The organism is Agromyces sp. P2_B3 (assembly GCF_056404815.1).
The window spans coordinates 388,632-407,989 of sequence record NZ_JBFUDH010000002.1; the positions used below are offsets into that span (position 1 = coordinate 388,632).

General features: G+C 72.5%; 21 protein-coding genes. 10 read left to right on the forward strand and 11 right to left on the reverse strand.

All coding sequences use genetic code 11. The annotated features are described in order from the left end of the window. The first annotated feature begins 2 nt into the window (after window positions 1-2). Window positions 3-434 carry a VOC family protein gene (locus tag AC1DZA_RS04625; RefSeq protein ID WP_476762930.1) on the forward strand — a complete coding sequence of 144 codons (432 nt, stop codon included), beginning with the start codon at window positions 3-5 and terminating at the stop codon, window positions 432-434. Window positions 435-446: 12 nt separating this feature from the next. Here the strand turns inward: AC1DZA_RS04625 and AC1DZA_RS04630 are convergent, their stop codons facing one another. Then, window positions 447-1,565 carry an NADH:flavin oxidoreductase/NADH oxidase gene (locus AC1DZA_RS04630; protein WP_476762929.1) on the reverse strand — a complete coding sequence of 373 codons (1,119 nt, stop codon included), beginning with the start codon at window positions 1,563-1,565 and terminating at the stop codon, window positions 447-449. Further along, window positions 1,562-2,197, reverse strand: coding sequence for an HAD family hydrolase (locus tag AC1DZA_RS04635; protein WP_476771890.1), 636 nt, complete (start codon window positions 2,195-2,197; stop codon window positions 1,562-1,564). Before AC1DZA_RS04635 ends, AC1DZA_RS04630 begins: the two co-directional genes overlap by 4 nt. Window positions 2,198-2,220: 23 nt before the next feature. Here AC1DZA_RS04635 and AC1DZA_RS04640 point away from each other — a divergent pair, with 23 nt between their 5' ends. Beyond that, window positions 2,221-3,069, forward strand: coding sequence for an ADP-dependent NAD(P)H-hydrate dehydratase (locus AC1DZA_RS04640; RefSeq protein ID WP_476771891.1), 849 nt, complete (start codon window positions 2,221-2,223; stop codon window positions 3,067-3,069). 5 nt (window positions 3,070-3,074) lie between these two features. On the opposite strand, the gene AC1DZA_RS04645 is transcribed toward AC1DZA_RS04640, so the two are convergent. The 3 genes from AC1DZA_RS04645 to AC1DZA_RS04655 are packed head-to-tail and all read right to left on the reverse strand — an operon-like array spanning window position 3,075 to window position 5,517. Further along, window positions 3,075-3,818 carry an amino acid ABC transporter ATP-binding protein gene (locus tag AC1DZA_RS04645; protein ID WP_476771892.1) on the reverse strand — a complete coding sequence of 248 codons (744 nt, stop codon included), beginning with the start codon at window positions 3,816-3,818 and terminating at the stop codon, window positions 3,075-3,077. Then, complete coding sequence (locus AC1DZA_RS04650; RefSeq protein WP_476763376.1) at window positions 3,815-4,690, reverse strand: amino acid ABC transporter permease; 876 nt, start codon at window positions 4,688-4,690, stop codon at window positions 3,815-3,817. The genes AC1DZA_RS04645 and AC1DZA_RS04650 overlap by 4 nt, the downstream gene beginning before the upstream one ends. Beyond that, on the reverse strand, window positions 4,687-5,517 hold the full coding sequence (locus tag AC1DZA_RS04655) for an ABC transporter substrate-binding protein (RefSeq protein WP_476771893.1): 831 nt from the start codon (window positions 5,515-5,517) through the stop codon (window positions 4,687-4,689). The genes AC1DZA_RS04650 and AC1DZA_RS04655 overlap by 4 nt, the downstream gene beginning before the upstream one ends. Before the next feature lie 94 nt (window positions 5,518-5,611). Between AC1DZA_RS04655 and AC1DZA_RS04660 the strand changes: the two genes are divergently transcribed. The 3 genes from AC1DZA_RS04660 (at window position 5,612) to AC1DZA_RS04670 (ending at window position 8,547) form a co-directional block, all read left to right on the forward strand. Next, window positions 5,612-6,886: a glycosyltransferase 87 family protein gene (locus AC1DZA_RS04660; RefSeq protein WP_476771894.1), complete on the forward strand. Its 1,275-nt coding sequence runs from the start codon at window positions 5,612-5,614 to the stop codon at window positions 6,884-6,886. A 15-nt stretch (window positions 6,887-6,901) separates the two neighbouring features. Beyond that, window positions 6,902-7,210 carry a thiamine-binding protein gene (locus AC1DZA_RS04665; RefSeq protein WP_476771895.1) on the forward strand — a complete coding sequence of 103 codons (309 nt, stop codon included), beginning with the start codon at window positions 6,902-6,904 and terminating at the stop codon, window positions 7,208-7,210. Between the two features lie 65 nt (window positions 7,211-7,275). Then, window positions 7,276-8,547 (forward strand): MFS transporter, encoded by a 1,272-nt coding sequence (locus tag AC1DZA_RS04670; protein WP_476771896.1) that lies wholly within the window; start codon window positions 7,276-7,278, stop codon window positions 8,545-8,547. A gap of 8 nt (window positions 8,548-8,555) precedes the next feature. Here AC1DZA_RS04670 and AC1DZA_RS04675 read toward each other — a convergent pair whose 3' ends face one another. The 6 genes from AC1DZA_RS04675 to AC1DZA_RS04700 form a co-directional block, all read right to left on the reverse strand. Next, window positions 8,556-9,206, reverse strand: a complete 651-nt coding sequence (locus AC1DZA_RS04675) for a response regulator transcription factor (RefSeq protein WP_309973089.1) — start codon at window positions 9,204-9,206, stop codon at window positions 8,556-8,558. Beyond that, the gene (locus tag AC1DZA_RS04680; protein ID WP_476771897.1) at window positions 9,207-10,472 is read right to left on the reverse strand and encodes a hypothetical protein; all 1,266 of its coding nucleotides are present in this window, start codon (window positions 10,470-10,472) and stop codon (window positions 9,207-9,209) included. After that, entirely contained in the window at window positions 10,469-11,629 is a 1,161-nt protein-coding gene (locus AC1DZA_RS04685) for a sensor histidine kinase (protein ID WP_476771898.1), read from the reverse strand. The genes AC1DZA_RS04680 and AC1DZA_RS04685 overlap by 4 nt, the downstream gene beginning before the upstream one ends. A 110-nt stretch (window positions 11,630-11,739) precedes the next feature. Next, window positions 11,740-12,945, reverse strand: coding sequence for a homoserine O-acetyltransferase MetX (gene metX, locus AC1DZA_RS04690; RefSeq protein WP_476763043.1), 1,206 nt, complete (start codon window positions 12,943-12,945; stop codon window positions 11,740-11,742). A 119-nt stretch (window positions 12,946-13,064) separates the two neighbouring features. Continuing rightward, on the reverse strand, window positions 13,065-14,390 hold the full coding sequence (locus tag AC1DZA_RS04695) for a bifunctional o-acetylhomoserine/o-acetylserine sulfhydrylase (protein ID WP_309973081.1): 1,326 nt from the start codon (window positions 14,388-14,390) through the stop codon (window positions 13,065-13,067). Window positions 14,391-14,506: 116 nt separating this feature from the next. Next, window positions 14,507-15,709 carry an acyltransferase family protein gene (locus tag AC1DZA_RS04700; RefSeq protein ID WP_476763157.1) on the reverse strand — a complete coding sequence of 401 codons (1,203 nt, stop codon included), beginning with the start codon at window positions 15,707-15,709 and terminating at the stop codon, window positions 14,507-14,509. A 104-nt stretch (window positions 15,710-15,813) separates the two neighbouring features. Here AC1DZA_RS04700 and AC1DZA_RS04705 point away from each other — a divergent pair, with 104 nt between their 5' ends. The 5 genes from AC1DZA_RS04705 to AC1DZA_RS04725 are packed head-to-tail and all read left to right on the forward strand — an operon-like array spanning window position 15,814 to window position 19,356. Beyond that, complete coding sequence (locus AC1DZA_RS04705) at window positions 15,814-16,602, forward strand: SDR family NAD(P)-dependent oxidoreductase (RefSeq protein ID WP_476771899.1); 789 nt, start codon at window positions 15,814-15,816, stop codon at window positions 16,600-16,602. Next, entirely contained in the window at window positions 16,599-17,393 is a 795-nt protein-coding gene (locus AC1DZA_RS04710; RefSeq protein WP_476771900.1) for a potassium channel family protein, read from the forward strand. Before AC1DZA_RS04705 ends, AC1DZA_RS04710 begins: the two co-directional genes overlap by 4 nt. A gap of 9 nt (window positions 17,394-17,402) precedes the next feature. Next, window positions 17,403-17,927: a phosphoribosyltransferase gene (locus AC1DZA_RS04715; protein WP_476763154.1), complete on the forward strand. Its 525-nt coding sequence runs from the start codon at window positions 17,403-17,405 to the stop codon at window positions 17,925-17,927. After that, window positions 17,924-18,658 carry a Type 1 glutamine amidotransferase-like domain-containing protein gene (locus tag AC1DZA_RS04720; RefSeq protein ID WP_476771901.1) on the forward strand — a complete coding sequence of 245 codons (735 nt, stop codon included), beginning with the start codon at window positions 17,924-17,926 and terminating at the stop codon, window positions 18,656-18,658. Before AC1DZA_RS04715 ends, AC1DZA_RS04720 begins: the two co-directional genes overlap by 4 nt. Further along, window positions 18,655-19,356, forward strand: coding sequence for a uracil-DNA glycosylase (locus AC1DZA_RS04725; RefSeq protein WP_476763772.1), 702 nt, complete (start codon window positions 18,655-18,657; stop codon window positions 19,354-19,356). Before AC1DZA_RS04720 ends, AC1DZA_RS04725 begins: the two co-directional genes overlap by 4 nt. Window positions 19,357-19,358 lie beyond the last annotated feature (2 nt).

The window sequence follows — 19,358 nt, forward strand, 5'->3', positions numbered from 1 at the left end:
TCATGTTCGAGAAGCTCATGGCCACCGCTGTGCTCCCTGCATCCGACATCGACCGCGCCAAGAAGTGGTGGCACGACGTGCTCGGCCGCGACCCCGTGTATGAGGACGGCGAAGGAGAGGCCCTCTTCTACGACGTGGGCGGCACCGTGGTGATGGTCTATCGCACCGACTTCGCGGGCACCGCGAAGAACACCGCGTTCAACCTCATGACCGACGACCTCGACCGCGACATGACCGAGCTGCGGACGCACGGGGTCGTCTTCCACGACTACGACCTGCCCGGCCTGAAGACCGAGGACGGCGTCGCCGTGCTCGGCGACGAGCGGAGCGCCTGGTTCAGCGACAGCGAGGACAACATCTTCGCCATCGGCCAGGTGTCGGCCGAGATGATGCAGATGGCGATGAAGATGCGCTCGGCCGCCGGATCGTCCTGACCTGCCCGCTCGTCACCACTCGCCGTCGTTCACCTCGGGCCGCGCCCGCAGGTACTGCGGCGGCCACATCGACGTGTCGGCCCCGAGCTCGTGCGCGGCGCGCAGCGCGAAGTGCGGATCGCGCATCATCGCCTTGCCGAACATCACGGCATCGACCTCACCGGATGCCACGAGCCGCTCGGCCTCGTCGGGCATGGTGATGCGCCCCACCGCCGACACGGGAACGCCGGCATGGTCGCCGACGTACTCGGCGAGGTGCGCCTGGTAGCCGGGCGCGACGGGGATGGGCGCATGCACGAGACCGCCGGTGGAGACGTCGAAGAAGTCGGCTCCGGCCTCCTCGGCCCAGCGGGCGACCGTCGCGGTCTGCGCCTCGTCCCAGCCGCCCTCGGTCCAGTCGGTCGCGGAGAACCGCACGAAGAGCGGCATCCGCTCGCCGATCTCGGCACGCACGGCCCGCACGAGCTCGAGCAGCAGGCGGGCCCGGTTCTGAAGGCTGCCGCCCCACCGATCGTCGCGGAAGTTGGAGAGCGGTGAGAGGAACTGGTGCACGAGGTACCCGTGCGCGGCGTGGACCTCGACCACGTCGAACCCCGCGGCCACGGCTCGACGCGCGGCCATGCGGAAGTCCTCGATCACGCCCAGGACGCCGGCATCGTCGAGTGCCTCGGGCTCCCGCAGCCCGTCGAACGCGACGGCGGACGCCGAGACGGTCGGCCAGCCGCCCTCGTCGATGGGCTGCGAGCCATTGCGGCGCGTGAACTCGGGCCACACCGACGCCTTGCGGCCCGCGTGGGCCAGCTGGATGCCGGATGCCGCGCCCTGCGAGCGGATGAACCGGGTGATGCGACTCCACGCCTCGGCCTGCTCGTCGTTCCAGAGGCCGGTGTCGTGGTCGGAGATGCGGCCCTCGGGGCTGACTGCCGTGGCCTCGGCGACGACGAGCCCGGCCCCACCCGCGGCCATCGCCCCGAGGTGCACGAGGTGCCAGTCGTGCGGCACGCCGTCGCGCTCGGTGACCGAGTACTGGCAGAGCGGCGGCACCCACACCCGGTTGCGGATCGTGAGGTCGCGGATCGTGATCGGTCGGAACAGCGCCGGGCCCGACGCGGCCCCGGGATCGGCGCTCACGCGGCCAGCTCCCGCAGCCACGCCTCGAGCGCGGCGGCGTCGGTGAATACGTGCCCGTCGCCGCCGACGGCGCGGGCGCCCTCGACGTTCTCGGACTTGTTGTCGATGAAGACCAGCTCCCCTGGCGCGATGCCGAGCTCGTCGATGACGTGCTCGTAGATCTCGGCGTGGGGCTTCACCATGCCGAGCTCGCCGCTCACGAAGACGCGCTCGAAGAGCGGCGCGAACGAGCCCGCCCGCAGCCAGCCGGAGAAGTCGGCACCGGCGTTCGAGAGGAGCGCGAGGCGCGTGCCGCCGTCGGCGAGTGCGTGCAGCACCTGGAGCGTGCCGCCGTCGACGCTGAGCCACCCACGGTGATCGATCGCCCAGAGCTCGTGCACGTCGAGGTCGTTCCAGTCGGCACCGACCTCGGCCGCGACCGCCGACCAGTACTCGGCGATCGACGCCGTGCCCTGGTCGAGCGCCTCACGATGCGCCCAGTATGCGGGCCAGAACCGGTCGGCGTCGACGCCGGCACGGGCGACGAGCGCGGCGCGGTCGGCGTCGCTCGGCGGACGGGAGATGACCTCGCCGTAGTCGAACACGACGACACGAGGCGCGAGGCTGATCGGGGCGGGGACTGTCGGCGGCATCCACCCCAACCTATCGTTGGTGGATGACCACCGGGTGGCAGGAGTGGACGGCCGAAGACGCGGCCGGATGGATCGCGGCGCCGGCGCCCGACGACGACAAGTACTCGCGCGGTGTGCTGGGCGTCGTCACCGGGTCACCCGAGTTCCCGGGAGCCGCGGTGCTCGGGGTGGAGGCGGCCCACCGCGCGGGCGTCGGGATGGTGCGCTACATCGGGCACCGGGTGCCCGCCCGCGCCGTCCTCGACCGCAGGCCGGAGACCGTCACCGCCCCGGGCCGCGTGCAGGCCTGGCTCATCGGTTCGGGGATCGACCAGAACCGCCGCTCGTTCGTGCTGCTCGGCGATCTCACGCACGCGCTCGCCGCGCACGTGCCCGTCGTGGTCGACGCCGGCGCGCTCGACCTCGTCGGCACCCACACCGCGCCCACCGTGATCACCCCGCACGCCGGCGAGCTCGCACGCCTCCTCACGTCCCGCGAGATTCCCGCGAGCGTCGAGGAGGTGCGGTCGGCCCCCGGGGAATGGGCGGAGCGCGCGGCCGCGGAGCTCCGCGTCGCCGTGCTCCTCAAGGGCGCCGTGACGCACGTGTGCGATCCCGACGGCGGCCGGTACACCGTCACCGCGCCCACGCACTGGCTCGCGACCGCCGGCAGCGGCGACGTGCTCGGCGGCATCCTCGGGGCGCTCGTCGCGACCCACCACGAGCAGATCGCGACGGATGCCACGGTGCTGACCGCGCTCGCCGCCACCGCGTCGTGGGTGCACGGCGAGGCGGCACGGCGCGCGTCCGCCGCGGTCGAGGGCGGCCCCGTGACCGCCCTCGACATCGCCGAGGCGGTGCCGTCGGTGATCGGCTCGCTCCTCGCGGGCTGAGCGGGTCAGGCGTCGGGCAGGAACCTGGCGAGGAACTCCTGCGTGCGTTCCTCGCGCGGCGCCGCGAAGAACTCCCGAGCCGGGCGGTCCTCGATGATCAGCCCGCCGTCGAGGAACACCACGCGGTCGGCCACGTCGCGTGCGAACGCCATCTCATGGGTCGCCATCACGATCGTCGTGCCCGACTCGGCGAGCGAGCGGACGAGCGCGAGCACCTCGCCGACGAGCTCGGGATCGAGGGCGCTCGTGACCTCGTCGAGGAGCAGGAGCTGCGGCGACGTCGCGATGGCCCGCACGATCGCGACGCGCTGCTGCTGCCCGCCCGAGAGGCGGTCGGGGTAGGCGCGCGCCAGCTCCCCGAGCCCGATGGCGGCGAGCAGCTCGAGCGCCCGCGCCTCGGCCGCGGCCCGCGGCATCCGGTGCACCAGACGCGAGGCGAGCGTGACGTTGTCGAGCACGCTGAGGTGGGGGAACAGGTTGTAGTGCTGGAAGACCACGCCGATGCGTGCGCGCACGCGGTCGGCGTCGACCCGCGGGTCGCTCACGTCATCGCCATCGAGGAGCACGACGCCGTCGTCGATGGGCTCCGTGAGGTTGATCGTGCGGAGCAGCGTCGACTTGCCGGATCCGCTGGCGCCGACGAGGGCGACCACCTCGTGGGCGGCGACGTCGAGGTCGATGCCCCGGAGCACGACGCGGTCGCCGTAGGCGCGACGGATGCCACGCAGGCGCAGGACCGGCGTCGTCACAACACGCTCCCGGCCTGCTCACGCGTCCGCATGCGGGCGCTGAGCCAGTCGGTCAGCCGGATCGTCGGCCACGCGAGCAGCACGAACAGGAGGCCGGCCACGACGTACGGCGTGAAGTTGAAGTAGTGCGCGGTCTCGATCTGCGCGGCGCGCACCGCGTCGACCGCGCCGAGCACCGAGATGAGGCCCACGTCCTTCTGCATCGCCACGAAGTCGTTCATGAGCGCGGGAGTGACGCGTCGCACCGCCTGCGGCAGCACCACGCGACGCATGGCCTGGGCATGGCTCAGTCCCAGCGACCTCGCCGCGAGGCGCTGGGACGGATGCACCGACTCGATGCCCGCTCGGAACACCTCGGCCACGTAGGCCGAGTAGGTGAGGATGAGCGCGATCGTGCCCCAGAACGCGGCCGGCATGCGCTGGAAGAAGTCGAGGCCCGGCACGCCGTAGCCGACGAGGTAGAGCACGATGATGAGCGGCATGCCGCGGAAGAGGTCGGTGTACCCCGCCGCGAGCGCGCGCACCGGGAAGAACACCGGGCCGCGGAGGGTGCGCAGCGTGGCCAGCAGCAGCGCGACGACCAGCACCCCGGCACTCGCGACCACGAGCACCTGGATGTTGAGCCAGAGGCCCTCGAGGATGCGCGGCAGCGATGCGAGGGCGACCTGCGGATCGAAGAACGTCTCCTGCACGCGCGCCCACCCGGGCGATCCGGCGAGGGTGAGCACGAGTGCGACGGCGAGCACGACCGTCGAGACGACGCCGACCAGGATCGATCGGCGCGTCTGGCGGCGGCGGAACGTGCGTCGTCCGAGCTCGAGCTCGCTCGGCTGCCACGAGGCGTCGACCGCGGATGCCGCGGCATCCGTCATTCGAGCTCGGGGGCTGCGTCGTCGCCGCCGAGCCATTCGGCGGCGAGCTCGTCGAGCGTGCCGTCGGCGCGGAGCGCGTCGACCGCCGCGGTGACGTCGGCGGTGAGCGGCGAGTCCTTCTCGAGGACGAAGCCGAACTCGTCGCCGCCGGTCGTCGCGGGCAGCTGCCCGACGATCGTGCCGCCCTCGAGCTCGACGCCCGTCAGGTAGAAGGCCGTCGGCAGGTCGACGACGATGGCGTCGACCTGGCCGTTCTGCAGGGCGAGCTTGGCGTCGTCGTTGGTGTTGAACACCTGTGCGCCGGCGGTCGGGGCGATGACCTGCTCGACCGCGTCGAGGCTCGTCGTGCCGGTCTGGGCGCCGATGAGCAGCCCCTGCAGGTCGGCGATCGAGGTGGCGGATGCCGCGGGGGAGTCCTCGACGGTGATGACCACCTGCGTCGTCTCGTAGTACGGCGACGAGAAGTCGACGGACTCGGCGCGCTCGGGCGTGATCGAGAACTGCTGGAGGTTGACGTCGAAGTCCTTCGGCCCCGGCGCGATGGCCTGGTCGAACGTGGTGCGCACCCAGACGACGTCGTCCTTCGCGAAGCCGAGCTCCTCGGCGACCGCGTACGCGACCGCCGCCTCGAAGCCCTGGCCCGACTCGGGCGCGTCGTCCTGCACCCACGGGTAGTACGCCGGCTCGCCGGTGCCGACGGTGAACTTGCCCTCGGTGACGTAGTCGCCCGCGGCCTCGGTCGCGCCGCCGCCTCCACTGGCGCAGGCGGCGAGCAGCAGGCTGGCGGATGCCGCGACGGCGAGGGCGGCGAGGGGGCGTCGGCTCATGTGGTCCTCCGTGGGGGTGGACCTCGATCATCCCAAATCCGGCGACCCGTGGCGCACGCGTGGCGCACTGTGACGCTCCGCTAGGCTCGTCGCCATGACCGTCGGGGAGGTGCGCGCCGCGCCCACGCGCCGCCGCAGCCGGGTCCGACGGTTCCTCTCCGGCCGTGCCGCGCTCTGGATCGCGTTCCTGCTCGTGCACGCGCTGCTCGCCGGCCTCAACCTGTGGGCCCAGGGCGGCCCCCTGTACGACGTCACGGGCGTGTACCACCGCTGGGCCGACCTCGCCGCCGACGGCATCGTGCGCATGGGCATCGACGCCCCCTGGGTGTACCCGATCCTCGCCTTCGCACCCATGACGCTGTCCCTCGCCTTCGGGTCCGAATGGTACGGGCAGACGTGGCTGGCGATGGTCGTGCTCCTCGACGCCGCGGCGTTCTCGGTGCTGCTCGGCACGCGCAGACTGTCGCGAACCCGCCGCATCGCGGCGTGGTGGTGGACCGGATTCCTCCTGCTCCTCGGCCCCATCGCGATGGGCCGCATCGACGCGATCACGGTTCCCCTGGCGCTGACGGGCCTGCTGTGGGCGGCCGGACGGCCGCGCGTCTCGGCGGCCCTGCTGACCATCGGCGCGTGGGTGAAGGTGTGGCCGGCCGCGCTCCTCGTCGCGCTCGTCGTCGCCTCGCGCAAGCGGTGGGACGTCGGAACGGTCGCGGTCGCCCTGAGCGCCGGGATCCTCGGGGTGAGCCTCTTGGCCGGGTCGGGGCTCAACGCGCTGGGCTTCGTCGCCGAGCAGGCCGGGCGCGGACTCCAGGTCGAGGCGCCGCTCGCCGTCGCCTGGCTGTGGCAGATCGTGGCGGGGTCGAAGAACGTCGAGGTCGTGTACGACCGCGACATCCTCACCTTCCAGATCTCGGGTCCGGGCGCGGATGCCGCGGCCGCCCTCACGACGCCGCTGATGGCCGTGGGCGTGGCCGTCGTGCTGCTCCTGGGCATCCGCGCGGTGCGCCGCGGCGCCGCGTTCGGACGCGTGTTCCCGCCGCTCGCGCTGTCGTTCGTCGTGGTGCTGCTGCTCGCGAACAAGGTGGGGTCGCCGCAGTTCATCACGTGGCTCGCCGCGCCCGTCGTGCTGGGGCTCGTGCTGCGGCCGCGGCGATTCCTGGTGCCTGCCGCGCTCGCGGCCGGCATCGCCCTGCTCACGCAGGTCATCTACCCCTACTGGTACGGCTGGCTGCTCGCCGCACATCCGGGGTTCGTCCTGGTGCTGACGGTGAAGGTGCTGCTGATGGCGGCACTGCTCGTGTGGGGCATCCGCGCGCTGTGGCAGGCTGGAACCACCTGGGATCGGCGCGAGCCCGCACCGGCCGCCTGAACCGGAGGAGGAATCATGCTGGTCGCATTCTCCGTCGCCCCGAGCGGCGGAACGGAGGGGCCCGAGGGGTCCGTCCACGACGCGGTCGCGGCGGCCGTCAGTATCGTGCGCGAGTCCGGGCTGCCCAACCGCACGACCTCGATGTTCACCGAGCTCGAGGGGGAGTGGGACGAGGTCTTCGACGTCATCCGTCGCGCGACCGAAGCCGTCGGCGCGTTCGGCCCGCGCGTCTCGCTCGTGCTCAAGGCCGACATCCGCCCCGGCCGCACCGGCGAGATCGACGCGAAGGTCGAACGGCTCGAGCGGGCGCTCGACGAGTCGTGAGCGCCTGAGCCCGACCGCCCGGTTGCCGGGTATCGAATCGATTCGATCCGTGCGAGAATCAATGGGTGACCCACTTCCATGACGGGCCGACGACGTTGTCGCCGGCCCGTATCCGTTTCGCGCTGCTGGCCCTCGCCCTCGGCGGCTTCGGCATCGGCTGCACCGAGTTCGTCGCAATGGGCCTCCTGCCCGACATCGCGAAGGACCTCCTGCCCGGGCTCTACGCGCAGTCCCCCGAGGACGCCAACGCCCGGGCCGGATGGATCATCTCCGCCTATGCGCTCGGCGTCGTCGTGGGCGCGCCGACGATCGCCGCGGCCGCCGCGCGCTGGCCCCGCAAGCGCCTGCTGCTCGCCCTGGTCACCGCCTTCACGCTCGGTACCATCGGGTCTGCCGTGCTGCCGACGTTCGAGCTCGTGCTCGTCGCCCGCTTCATCGCCGCCGTGCCGCACGGCGCCTACTTCGGCATCGCGTCGCTCGTGGCCGCGAGCCTCATGGGCCCCGGGAAGCGGGCCCGTGGCGTCGCCCTGGTGCTCTCGGGCCTCACGATCGCGAACGTCATCGGCGTCCCCGCGATCACGTGGCTCGGACAGGCCGCCGGCTGGCGCATCGCCTACCTCGCGGTCGCGGGCATCTTCGCGCTCACCTTCCTGGCGGTCCTGCTGGCCGTGCCGTGGCAGGCCGGCGACCCCGGTGCGACGATGCAGCGCGAACTGCGTGCGTTCAGCCGCGCCCAGGTCTGGTTCGCGCTCGGCATCGGCGCGATCGGCTTCGGCGGCCTGTTCGCCGTCTACACGTACGTCGCCCCGCTCGCCACCGACGTCACGGGCCTCGCACCCGCCATGGTGCCCGTCGTGCTCATCATGTTCGGCATCGGCATGACCACGGGCAACCTCGCCGGAGGGCGACTCGCCGACTGGAGCGTGCGTCGCAGCATGTACCTCTTCTTCGGCATCCTGGCGGCCGCCCTGGTGCTCCTCGGCTTCACCGCCGCGAACCCCGTCGGACTGTTCACCGGCGTCTTCCTCGTCGGCGCGGCCTCGGCCGCCCTGTCGCCGACGATCCAGGCCCGGCTCATGGACGTGGCTCGGGACAGCCAGTCGATCGCCGCCGCGCTCAACCACTCGGCCCTGAACATCGGCAACAGCGTGGGCGCCCTGCTGGGCGGACTCGCCATCGCGGCGGGCCTCGGCTACGTCGCGCCGGTCTGGATCGGGCTCCTGCTCACCATCGCCGGGGTCGCGCTCGCCATCGCCTCGTTCTCACTCGATCGCGTCCGAGGCCGGCGCGGGGTCGTCGTGCCCTACGCCACGGGCGCCGTCGAAGTCGTCGAGTAGCGCGCCGCTCAGTCGGACTGCAGGAGGATGCCGTCGAGGATGGCCCGCTTGCGCAGCGCCACCTTCGTGCCCACGTCGAAGCCGGCGATGCGGTACTTCTCGCGGATGCGCTTGAGGTAGCTCTTCGCGGTCTCCTCGGAGATGCCGAGCTGGAACGCCACGGCCTTGACCGGCTGGCCCGCGCCGTAGAGCGCCATCACGCGCCGCTCCTGCGCGGAGAGCTTGGGCACCGCGCCGTCGTCGGCGAGGGTGAGCTCGAGCTCGGGCGTGAGGTAGGAGCCGCCGGTGCGGGCCGCGCGGATCGCCTCGATGATGTTCTCGACCGGCTCGGACTTGACGAGGTACCCGAGGGCACCGGAGCCCAGCGCCTCGCGAACCACGGCGGGCTCGGAATAGGTGCTCATCAGCATGGTCTGCACGCCCGCGGACTTCAGCATCGACAGCTTCAGCGAGATCGGGATGTTGTCGCGCAGGTCGAGGTCGAGCAGCACGACGTCGACGGGGAACTGCGGGTGTGCCAGCAGCTCCGACCAGGAGGGGACGGCGGCGACGAGGTCGATGTCGGGAGCGGCGCCGCGGATCCACTCCGAGAGCGCCCCGAGCAGCATGCGGTGGTCGTCGACGATCGCCAGCCGGATCGGTGCGTCCGTGTCTGCCATTCAGCTTCCCCTCGATCGTGCGGCCCCGCGGGCCGGTGTCCCGCCGTGGCGGGTGCTGTGCGCCACGCGGCAGGGGACGTCGACCGTGAAGCCGTCCGTCCGTGTCACCACGTTGTGCTCTCCGACACTACCGATAGCGTCCCACGTCGCGGGGTCGACGCGGCGTCGTGCGACGCCCGACACGTCGATCGACAGGTCGAATGCGACATCCGGTGACGCCTCGTCGGCCGTCTCGCGGCAGGCGAGGTGCACGCGGACCGGGGCGTTCGCCCCCTTCGGATGCTCGGCGACGAGCAGCCAGAGCGCCAGCAGGAGGCCGTCGCGCTGCGACTGCGTGAGGAGTCCCGCGGAGCCGACCGGGTCGTCGACGGTGACCTGCCCGTTGAGGTAGGCCGACTCGGTGACGGCGTGGCGCAGCCACGTGTCGGTGCGGCCCTCGATGAGGCGCACGCGCAGCCGCGCGGCGAGCGTGCCGGCCTGCTCGGCCGCGTCGTCGGGAAGCGGGATCGCGATCCGGCCCGAGCCGACGTCGTCGAGCAGGGTCTCGGCGTCGAAGTCGAGCTGGGCGAGCTCCTCGGACGCGCGCATGCCCACCGCCGAGCGGGACGTGGCCACGGTGGACTGCACGAGTGAGAGGTCGAGTTCGCGCCCGACGAGCCGGCGGAACCCGTCGGTGGCGAGCGCCACGAGGACGAGCGGGAAGACGGCCGTCGCGGCGACGGCGACGCCCGTCACCACGTCACGGCCCGAGGTGCCGACCTGCACGAGGGCCTCGACCGCGAGCACGACCGCGATGACGGTTCCGACGATGAGGGGCACGCGCGTGCCCCGGATCGCGGCGACGGGCATCAGCACGGCGCCGGCGGCGGCCGCGGCGGTCGGGGTGATGCCGAGGCCGATCAGTCCCGCGGTCGCCGAGACGTCGAGCCAGACCGGCACCACGAGGCCGGCGAGCAGCACGATGTAGAGCCAGTCGGGGAGCGTGCGGGTCGCGAGCCGCGACACCACGCCGACGGCGACGATCGCGGCGAGGGCGATCCACGCCGCCCAGGGGCTCGGCCCCGGCGGGAAGTACGGTGCGAGCGCCACCGTGTGCAGGAGGTGCGCCAGGATGATGAACCCCGCAGCGATCGTGACCCCCGTGGCGAGCCGGCGGCCGCCGTGGCTCTCCCGCACGTCGCCGGCGGCGCGCACGGCGCGCGCGGAACGTGCCGGGCGACGGAACGTGTGCTCGCGGCGCGGCGACTCGGACATCGACTCGGTCACGGCTTCGGCACCTCGAGCATCACGGTGGTGCCCGAACCGGGCGACGAGAAGATGCGCGCGCGGCCGCCGACCGTGCCGAGGCGGCCCACGACCGACTCGGCGTAGCCCAGGCGCGCGCCGTCGACGGTCTCGGGCTCGAACCCGTGCCCGGCGTCGGTGACCATCGCGCGCACGGTGTGGTCGTCGTCGGTGACCGTCACGTCCGCCTCGTTGACCCCCGAGTGCCTGCGGACGTTCTCGAGGCACTCGCCGAGCGCGCCGAGCAGCGCGTCCAGGGTCTCCCTGGGCAGGGCGAGCTGTCCGGCCCCGTGCCAGTTGACGTCGAGTCCCATGCGCGCGAAGCGCTGGCGCACCGACTCGAACGTCGTGCTCAGCACGTCGGCGTCGGTCGACTCGGGGGAGAAGATCGCGGTCGATCCGGCGTCGAGCGGCGCCCCGAGTCGCAGTTGGCGCAGCAGCCGGGCATCGTCGCCCGCCTGCTGCCGCAGCGCCGACTTGCCGACCCCGACGCCCGAGTGGGCGAGCAGCGACAGCGTCGCGAGCACCGTGTCGTGGAGCACGCGCGCATCCTGCCGCTGCTGGGCCTCGAGCTCGCTGGCGAGGCGCTCCGCCTCGTGCGCGCGGCCCACCTCCTCGATCCGTACCGTCGCGTCGGCGATGGCGCGGTCGATCCACGCGCCGAGGGTGGTGCACGCGCCCCAGCCGGCCGCCGTGACGATGGCGACGGCGCGCAGGTCGTGGCCCCACCCCGCGACGATCCACAGCGCGGCCAGCACGGCCCCGGCCAACCCGGCGACGATCAGGCCGCCGCGGCGTCGCACGACGATGGGCAGGGCGACGGATGCCGCGGCGACCCCGCACATCGCGGCCATCGCGGTGGTCGTGGGTGCGTCGAGCACCGACGCCGAGCCGAGCACGACGACGAACGCGATGGCGCCCGCCACGATGCCGATCGCCGGCAGCATCGCCCCCCGAGCCGTGGACAGGCCGACGAGCACGGCGACCAGCATGCAGATCACCGATCCGAGGGCCAGCTCGGCGGGCGTCGCGACGCCCGGGATCAGCAGGCAGGCGAGGGCGCACGCGGTGCCGACGAACCCGGCGACGCGTGCGAGACGTCGCAGGAGCCGGTCGCGTTCCTTGTGGATGCGCTTCACGCCACCCCCTCGCAGGATCGGGCACTCATGACCGAGGGACGCCGACATTCGAACTGTAGCGGAGTCGGCGCGGATGCCGCCTCTTCTCCGCGATGCGGACCCGGCGCCGTTCAGGCGGCGAGCAGCCGGCGCAGGGCGTCGCCGACCACTCCGTGCTCGATGAGGAACGCGTCGTGCCCGTATTCGGAGTGCACGAGCACCGGTCGGTCGCCGTGCACGCTGTGCCGCAACCCCGCCGCGATCTCCTCCTGGCCCTCGAGCGTGAAGTAGCGGTCGCTGTCGATGCCCAGCACGAGGCTCTTCGCGCGGATGCCGGCGAGTGCCGCGGCCACCCCGCCCCGGCCACGGCCGAGGTCGTGCGAGTTCATCGCCTCGGTGAGCACCAGGTAGCTGTTGGCGTCGAAGCGCCTCGTGAACTTGTTGCCGTGGAAGTCGAGGTAGGACTCGACGGCGAATCGGCCGCCGCCGCCCAGCGGGTCGAGGTCGGACTGCCAGCTCCGCTCGAAGCGGAGGTTGAGCTCGGCGGCGGTGCGGTAGTTGAGCATCGCCATGCGCCGAGCCAGCGAGAGGCCCCGCGTCGGGCCCTCGCCGTCGGGGGCGTCGTAGTAGTCGCCGCCGCGGAACGCCGGATCGGTGCGGATCGCCTCGATCTGCACCGAGTTCAGCGCGACCTGGTCGGCGGTGGCGGCGGCGGGAGCGGCGAGCACGGCGATGCGCTCGACCGCCTGGGGCGCCATGACCGCCCATTCGAGCACGTGCATCGCGCCCATGGAGCCGCCCACGACGGCGGCGAACCGCTCGATGCCGATGGCTCCGGCGAAGGCGACCTGCGCGCGCACCTGGTCGCGGATCGTGAGGAAGGGGAACCGGGTCGCCCACTCCGCGCCGTCGGGCGCGAGGGAGGCCGGGCCCGTCGAGCCCTGGCAGCCGCCGAGCACGTTCGGGGCGACCACGAAGTAGCGGTCGGTGTCGATCGCGAGCCCGGGCCCCACGACGCCGGGCCACCAGCCGGCGCTCGGATGGGCGGGGCCGGCCGGACCCACGACATGGCTGTCGCCGGTGAGCGCATGCAGCACGAGCACGGCGTTGTCGCGCTCGGGCGAGAGCCTGCCCCAGGTCTCGTAGGCGATGCGCACGCCGGGCAGCGCGCCGCCGGCGTCGAGGGGGACGTCGCCGATGCCGACGAACCGTCGGTCGCCGACCGGGTCGCCCTCGCGCCAGGCGCCGGTAGCCGGCGCTCGCCCCTGCAGCGCCTGCGCGCGCGCCTCCGACACGATGCCCGCGGGCACCGCGTCGGCGGTGGTCTGCCAGTCCATGTCTCGATTCTCCCGAACCCCGGCGGCGGCCACGCGTTTGTTACGCCCGGCACCCCGTGGAACGACGGATGCCGCGGGCACGTGCGGCCCGCGGCATCCCTCGTTCGTGTCGGCCGGGGTCAGACCCGGGCGGCCTCCGTGGCGGCGCGCGCCGCGGCCAGGCCGGCCTCGAGGTCGGCCTTGAGGTCGTCGATGTTCTCGATGCCCACCGAGAGGCGCACGAGGCCCGGCGTGACGCCGGTCGTGAGCTGCTGCTCGGGCGTGAGCTGCGAGTGCGTGGTGGACGCCGGGTGGATGACGAGCGAGCGCACGTCGCCGATGTTGGCGAGGTGGCTGAAGAGCTGCAGGTTGTCGACGAGCGCGCGACCCGCGTCGACGCCGCCCTTCAGCTCGAACGAGAGCACCGCGCCGACGCCCTTGGGCGCGTACTTGTTCGCCGCGGCGTACCACGGGCTCGAGGGCAGGCCCGAGTAGTTCACGCTCGCCACGTCGGGGTGGTTGTCGAGCCACTCCGCGATCTCCTGCGCGTTCTGCACGTGACGCTCGATGCGCAGCGACAGCGTCTCGATGCCCTGGATCAGCAGCCACGCGTTGTTCGGGGCGATCGCCGCGCCGAGGTCGCGGAGCAGCTGCACCCGCGCCTTGATGACGTACGCGAGGCCGTCGCCGACCGCGGCCGTGTAGCTCGCGCCGTGGTACGACGGGTCGGGCTCGGTCAGGCCGGGGAACTTCTCGACGTTCTTCGACCACTCGAACGTGCCGCCGTCGACGATGGCGCCGCCGATGACGGTGCCGTGGCCGCCGAGGAACTTCGTCGCCGAGTGGATCACGATGTCGGCGCCGTGCTCGAACGGGCGGATCAGGTACGGCGTGGCGATCGTGTTGTCGACGATGAGCGGGATCCCCGCGTCGTGCGCGACGCCGGCCACGAGCTCGATGTCGAGGACGTTGATCTTCGGGTTGCCGATGGTCTCGGCGAAGAAGAGCTTGGTGTTCGGGCGCACCGCGCGGCGCCACTCGTCGGCGTCGTCCTGGTTCTCGACGAACGTGGTCTCGATGCCGAGCTTGGCGAGCGTGTACTTGAAGAGGTTGTACGTGCCGCCGTAGATCGACGACGACGAGACGATGTGGTCGCCCGCCTGGGCGATGTTCAGCACCGCGAACGTCTCGGCGGCCTGGCCCGAGGCGACGAGCAGGGCGCCGGTGCCCCCCTCGAGCGCGGCGATGCGCTCCTCGACGACGGCCTGCGTGGGGTTCATGATGCGCGTGTAGATGTTGCCGAACTCGGCCAGCGCGAAGAGGTTCTGCGCGTGCTGGGCGTTGTCGAACACGTACGACGTGGTCTGGTAGATCGGGGTGGCCCTGGCGTGGGTCACCGGGTCGGGGGCTGCGCCTGAGTGCACCTGCTTCGTCTCGAAGCGCCAGTCGGCGGCATGCTCTGCCATGAGGTCTCCTTCTCGGTCGGGTGTGCGGACCCGCCGCAACCGCGAGCCACGTTACGTCCGCGCCGAGAGGGCGGCAACGGATGCCGACACACGGCGTCATCGGGCGGCGGCCCGCGTCACGCCTGGGGAGTCGGGCCAGTCCGCGGCGGATCCTCGGGTCCGGCCGACTCGGCCGGCGGCGCTGCGGGAGGGGGCGATTCCTGCGCGACGGACGGGGCCGGGGGCATCGCACCGGGCGGCAGCACGAGCGTGCCCGTCGCGGTCGCGGGCTCGGCGCGGAACAGCCACCTCGCCCGCGGCTCCACGAGCGGCCGGAACACCCGCCGCACCGGCTTCAGCGACAGCACCACCGAGATGCCGATGCAGAACAGGATCATGGCGGGCAGCACCCAGAACGGCTGGCGTCCGTGCAGGAGCGGCGTCTCCCGGAACGGGAAGAGGATGAACGTGTGCAGCAGGTAGATGTACATCGTGGCCGTGCCGAAGCCCGTGAACCAGCGCGACCCGCGCGGCATCAGCACGAGGAACGCCACGGCGAGCAGCATCGCGGAGAGCAGCAGCACCAGCCGGATCGCGCCCGACCACGGGTCGTCGTAGCCGATCGCCACGTACGCCTCGTCGTAGAGCATGAAGCGCCGGAGCTTCAGGTCGCGCCACGTCTCGATCGCGAACGGCATCAGCAGGAGGACGCCGGCGAAGAGGGCGATCGCGCCGGCACGCCAGCGCCACGCCACCCGTGACGGCAGGTCGAGCCACCTGCCGGTGAGCTGCCACTGGCGCAGCTTCCACCCGAACACGAAGAACGGCAGCATGCCGAGCGTGCGCGAGATCGCCAGCGTCGAGTCGATCGTCTCGGTGTACCCCGCCCCGATCGAGATCGCGACGGCGATGAGCAGGGGGTAGCGCAGCAGCACGAGGTAGGGCAGCACGATCCGCCAGATCGCCAGGGCGATGAGGAACCACAGCGTCCACGACGCGGTCGTGTAGTCGAGGCTGAACTCGCCGCCGAGCGCCCACTTCACGACCGACCAGATGGTCTCGAAGATGAAGTAGGGGAAGACGATGTCGGTGAGGATCTGTCGCAGCGACCTCGCAGTGGGCGGCCCCGACTTCGCGAAGTAGCCGCTCACCGTGACGAAGACGGCCACGTGGAACGAGTAGATGAACAGGTAGACGCTGTACGCGATGTCGTCCTCCGCGATGAGCGGGAGGATGCCGTGGCCGATCACCACGAGCGTGATCGCGATCCACCGGGCGTTGTCCCACAGCGGGACCCGCCGGCGCTTCGTCGGGGTCGTCGGGTGCGGCCTCGTCTGCATCGACCCATTCAACCGCACCGGTTCGACGGATGCCGCGGCGGCGGCTCCACGCGTCCTGCCGGTGCTGTGCCGGATCGGACCGGCCGCAGTGCAGAATAAGGCGCATGGGAGTGCTGCGAGCGGTCGTGACCGGGGCGAGTTCGGGGATCGGCGAGGCCACCGTGCGCGCCTTCCGGGCCGCCGGGTGGGACGTGGTGGGCGTCGCCCGCCGCGAGGAGCGCCTGCGTGCGCTCGCCGACGCGACCGGGGCATCCGTGTTCGTGGCCGACCTCACCGACCAACGCGACGTCGACGCCCTGCGCGACCACCTCGAGGCCACCGGCCCGGTGCACGCGCTCGTGAACAACGCGGGCGGCGCGAAGGGCCTCGACTCGGTGGAGGCGTCCTCGATCGACGACTGGGCGTGGATGTTCGAGGTCAACGTGCTGGCGCTCAAGCGGGTCACGAGCGCGCTGCTCCCGTTGCTGCGCCGCGGCGCGGTCGAGCGCGGCGTGGCCGACGTGGTGAACGTCACCTCGATCGCGGGGCACACCGCATACGTGGGCGGCGGCGGCTACAACGCCGCCAAGTTCGCGGCGCACGCGCTCACGGAGGTGCTGCGGCTGGAGCTGAACGGCGAGCCGCTCCGAGTGGTCGAGGTCGCGCCGGGCATGGTGAAGACCGAGGAGTTCGCGCTCGTGCGCTTCGGGGGCGACCGCGAGCGCGCCGACGCGGTGTACGACGACGTGCCCGAGCCGCTCCTGGCCGACGACATCGCCGCCGTCATCCTCGACGCCGTGCAGAAGCCCCGCCACGTCGACCTCGACCTCATCGTCGTCAAGCCCGTGGCCCAGGCCGCGCCGCACCGCTTCGCCAAGGGCGAGCTCGCGGTCAAGCCCGAGGCCGCACGGTGACGACCCTCCGCGGGACTCCCGAGGGCGACGAGGCCACCAGCCGGCGACGCCGCTACGTCGACGCCACCGGTCGCAGCCTCGCGCTGCTCGGCGTGCTGTTCGTGTTCACCTACACGGTGTACGTGCTGTGGCCCGATCGGCCGCAGACGGTGACGACCGTCATCTTCGTCATCCTCATCGCCACGTGGATCCTCTTCATCGTCGACGTGGTGATCCGGATCGTACTCACGCCGCGCGGCCGGCGGTGGCACTACGCGTGGCATCACCCGCTCGAGGTGCTCTCGGCGATCCTGCCGGTGTTCCGGGCGCTCCGCGTCGTCGGCCTCCTGCAGGACCTGCCCCTGCTGAAGCGGCACACTCCCAGTGCGGTCCGGGCGCAGTTCATCATCCTCGCGCTCGCCTACGCGACGGCCTGGGTCTTCTTCCTCGCGCTCGCGACGCTGGAGGCCGAACGCGACGCGCCCGGCGCGAACATTACGACGTTCGGCGACGCCATCTGGTGGGCGCTCGTGACGATCGCGACGGTCGGCTACGGCGACACCTACCCGGTCACCGCGCTGGGCCGCTTCTACGCGGTGCTGCTGATGGCCGGCGGCATCGCGATCGTGGGCACGGCGTCGGCGACGATCATCTCCTACCTCAACGAGCGGGTCGCCGGGCTGCGGCACACGGGTGCGGGGCTCGCGCCGCCGTCGCTGTCCACCGGCGAGCAGCCCGATCCGGCTGCCACACACTCGCTGCCGCCCGAGGAGCCCGCCGCCCCCGAGCGACCCACGGGCGCCGCCGGGTAGCCTGTTCGGATGACCTTCGATGCGAACGACGCAGGCACCGGCGTCGACGGGATCCGCCGCGAGATCCTCACCTGGGACGCGTTCGGCGAGGCGGCTCGATCGCTCGCCGGCGACGTGCTGCGATCGGGGTTCACCCCCGACGTCGTGATCGCCATCGCCCGCGGGGGGCTGCTGCTCGCCGGTGCGATCTCGTACGCCCTCGGCACCAAGGCGTGCGGCTCCATCAACGTGGAGTTCTACTCGGGCATCGACGAACGCCTGCCCGAGCCGGTGCTGCACCCGCCGATGCTCGACGCCCCGGCCCTCGGCGGCAAGCGGGTGCTGCTCGTCGACGACGTCTCCGACTCCGGCCGCACGCTCGCCAAGGTGGTGGCGATCATCCGCGACGAGGGTGCCGAGGTGCGCACCGCGACGCTCTACACCAAGTCCCACACGGTGCTCGTGCCCGACTTCGACTACCGGCGCACCGACGACTGGATCATCTTCCCGTGGTCGGCCCTGCCTCCGGTCACCGCGGGGGAGGATGCCGCGTGAGCGTCCACCTCATCGGCGGGGCCGCGACCACGACGGCGGATGCCCCGCTGCACGCGCCGTTCGTCGCCGAGGCCGCCCTGCGGGCGCAGGCCGCCGGTCGGGCGCGGCCCCGCATCGCCGTGATCTCACTGCACCCCGAGGCCGAGGAGAAGGCGGCGGCGCTCGCCGACCTGCTGGCCGCGGCCGCCGGCGGTGATGAGATCGACGCGCACCTCACCGCCGGACGGCCCGGCGAGCCGATCGGGCTCGCCGCGATCGCCGACGTCGACGGCATCGCCGTGGGCGGCGGCCTCGTCGAGGACGTGCGCGCCGGACTCGAGCCGGTGTTCGGCGAACTGCGTCGGCTCGTCGCCGATGGGGTGCCCTATCTCGGCGCCTCGGCCGGCGCGATGATCGCGGCCGAGGGCTCGCTCGGCAGCGGCACGCGCATCGGCGGCGTGGTCGTCTCACCCGAGGACCCCGAGGACCCGGACGAACCGGCGTTCGAGCTCGAGATCGAGGCGGGCATCGGGCTCGTCGACGTCGCCATCGAGGTGCACGTCGCCCAGCGCGGCACGCTCTCCCGCCTGGTCGCCGCGGTCGAATCCGGTCTCGTCGCCGGCGGGCTCGGCATCGACGAGCGCACGGCGCTGATCGTGGGCGAGGGCGGCCTGCGGGTCGAGGGGAGCGGCAGCGTCTGGCGGGTGCTCCCGACCGAGGGCGGCGTGCTGGTCTCCACGATCGGCGGTTGACGGTGCCCGGGAAGTCCCTCGACGAGCTCTCCGCCGACGGGCTCATCGACCCGGGCTGGGCACGCGCCCTCGCCCCGGTCGGGCCGCGCATCGCCGAGATGGGCGACTTCCTCCGCGCGGAGACGGCGGCCGGCCACGGCTACCTCCCGAGCGGCGAGCACGTGCTGCGCGCGTTCGGCCCCCCGCTCGACGACGTGCGCGTGCTCATCGTCGGCCAGGACCCCTACCCGACGCCGGGGCATCCGATCGGCCTGTCCTTCGCGGTCGACCCCGACGTGCGGCCGGTGCCGCGAAGCCTCGCGAACATCTACCGCGAGCTCGCCGACGACCTCGGCACGACGCCGCCGAGCCATGGCGACCTCACCCTGTGGAGCGCGAACGGCGTGATGCTGCTCAACCGGGTGCTGACCGTGCGCCCCGGCGCGCCGGCGTCGCATCGCGGCAAGGGCTGGGAGGCGGTGACCGATCACGCCATCCGCACGCTCGTCGCGCGCGACCAGCCGCTCGTCGCCATCCTGTGGGGCCGCGACGCACAGGGGCTCCGGCCCCTGCTCGGCCGCACCCCCGTGATCGAGTCGGCGCATCCGAGCCCCCTGTCCGCGAGCCGCGGCTTCTTCGGGTCGCGGCCGTTCAGCCGTGCCAACGCGATGCTCGTCGCGCAGGGCGGCGAGCCGGTCGACTGGAGCCTGCCCGCGTGAGG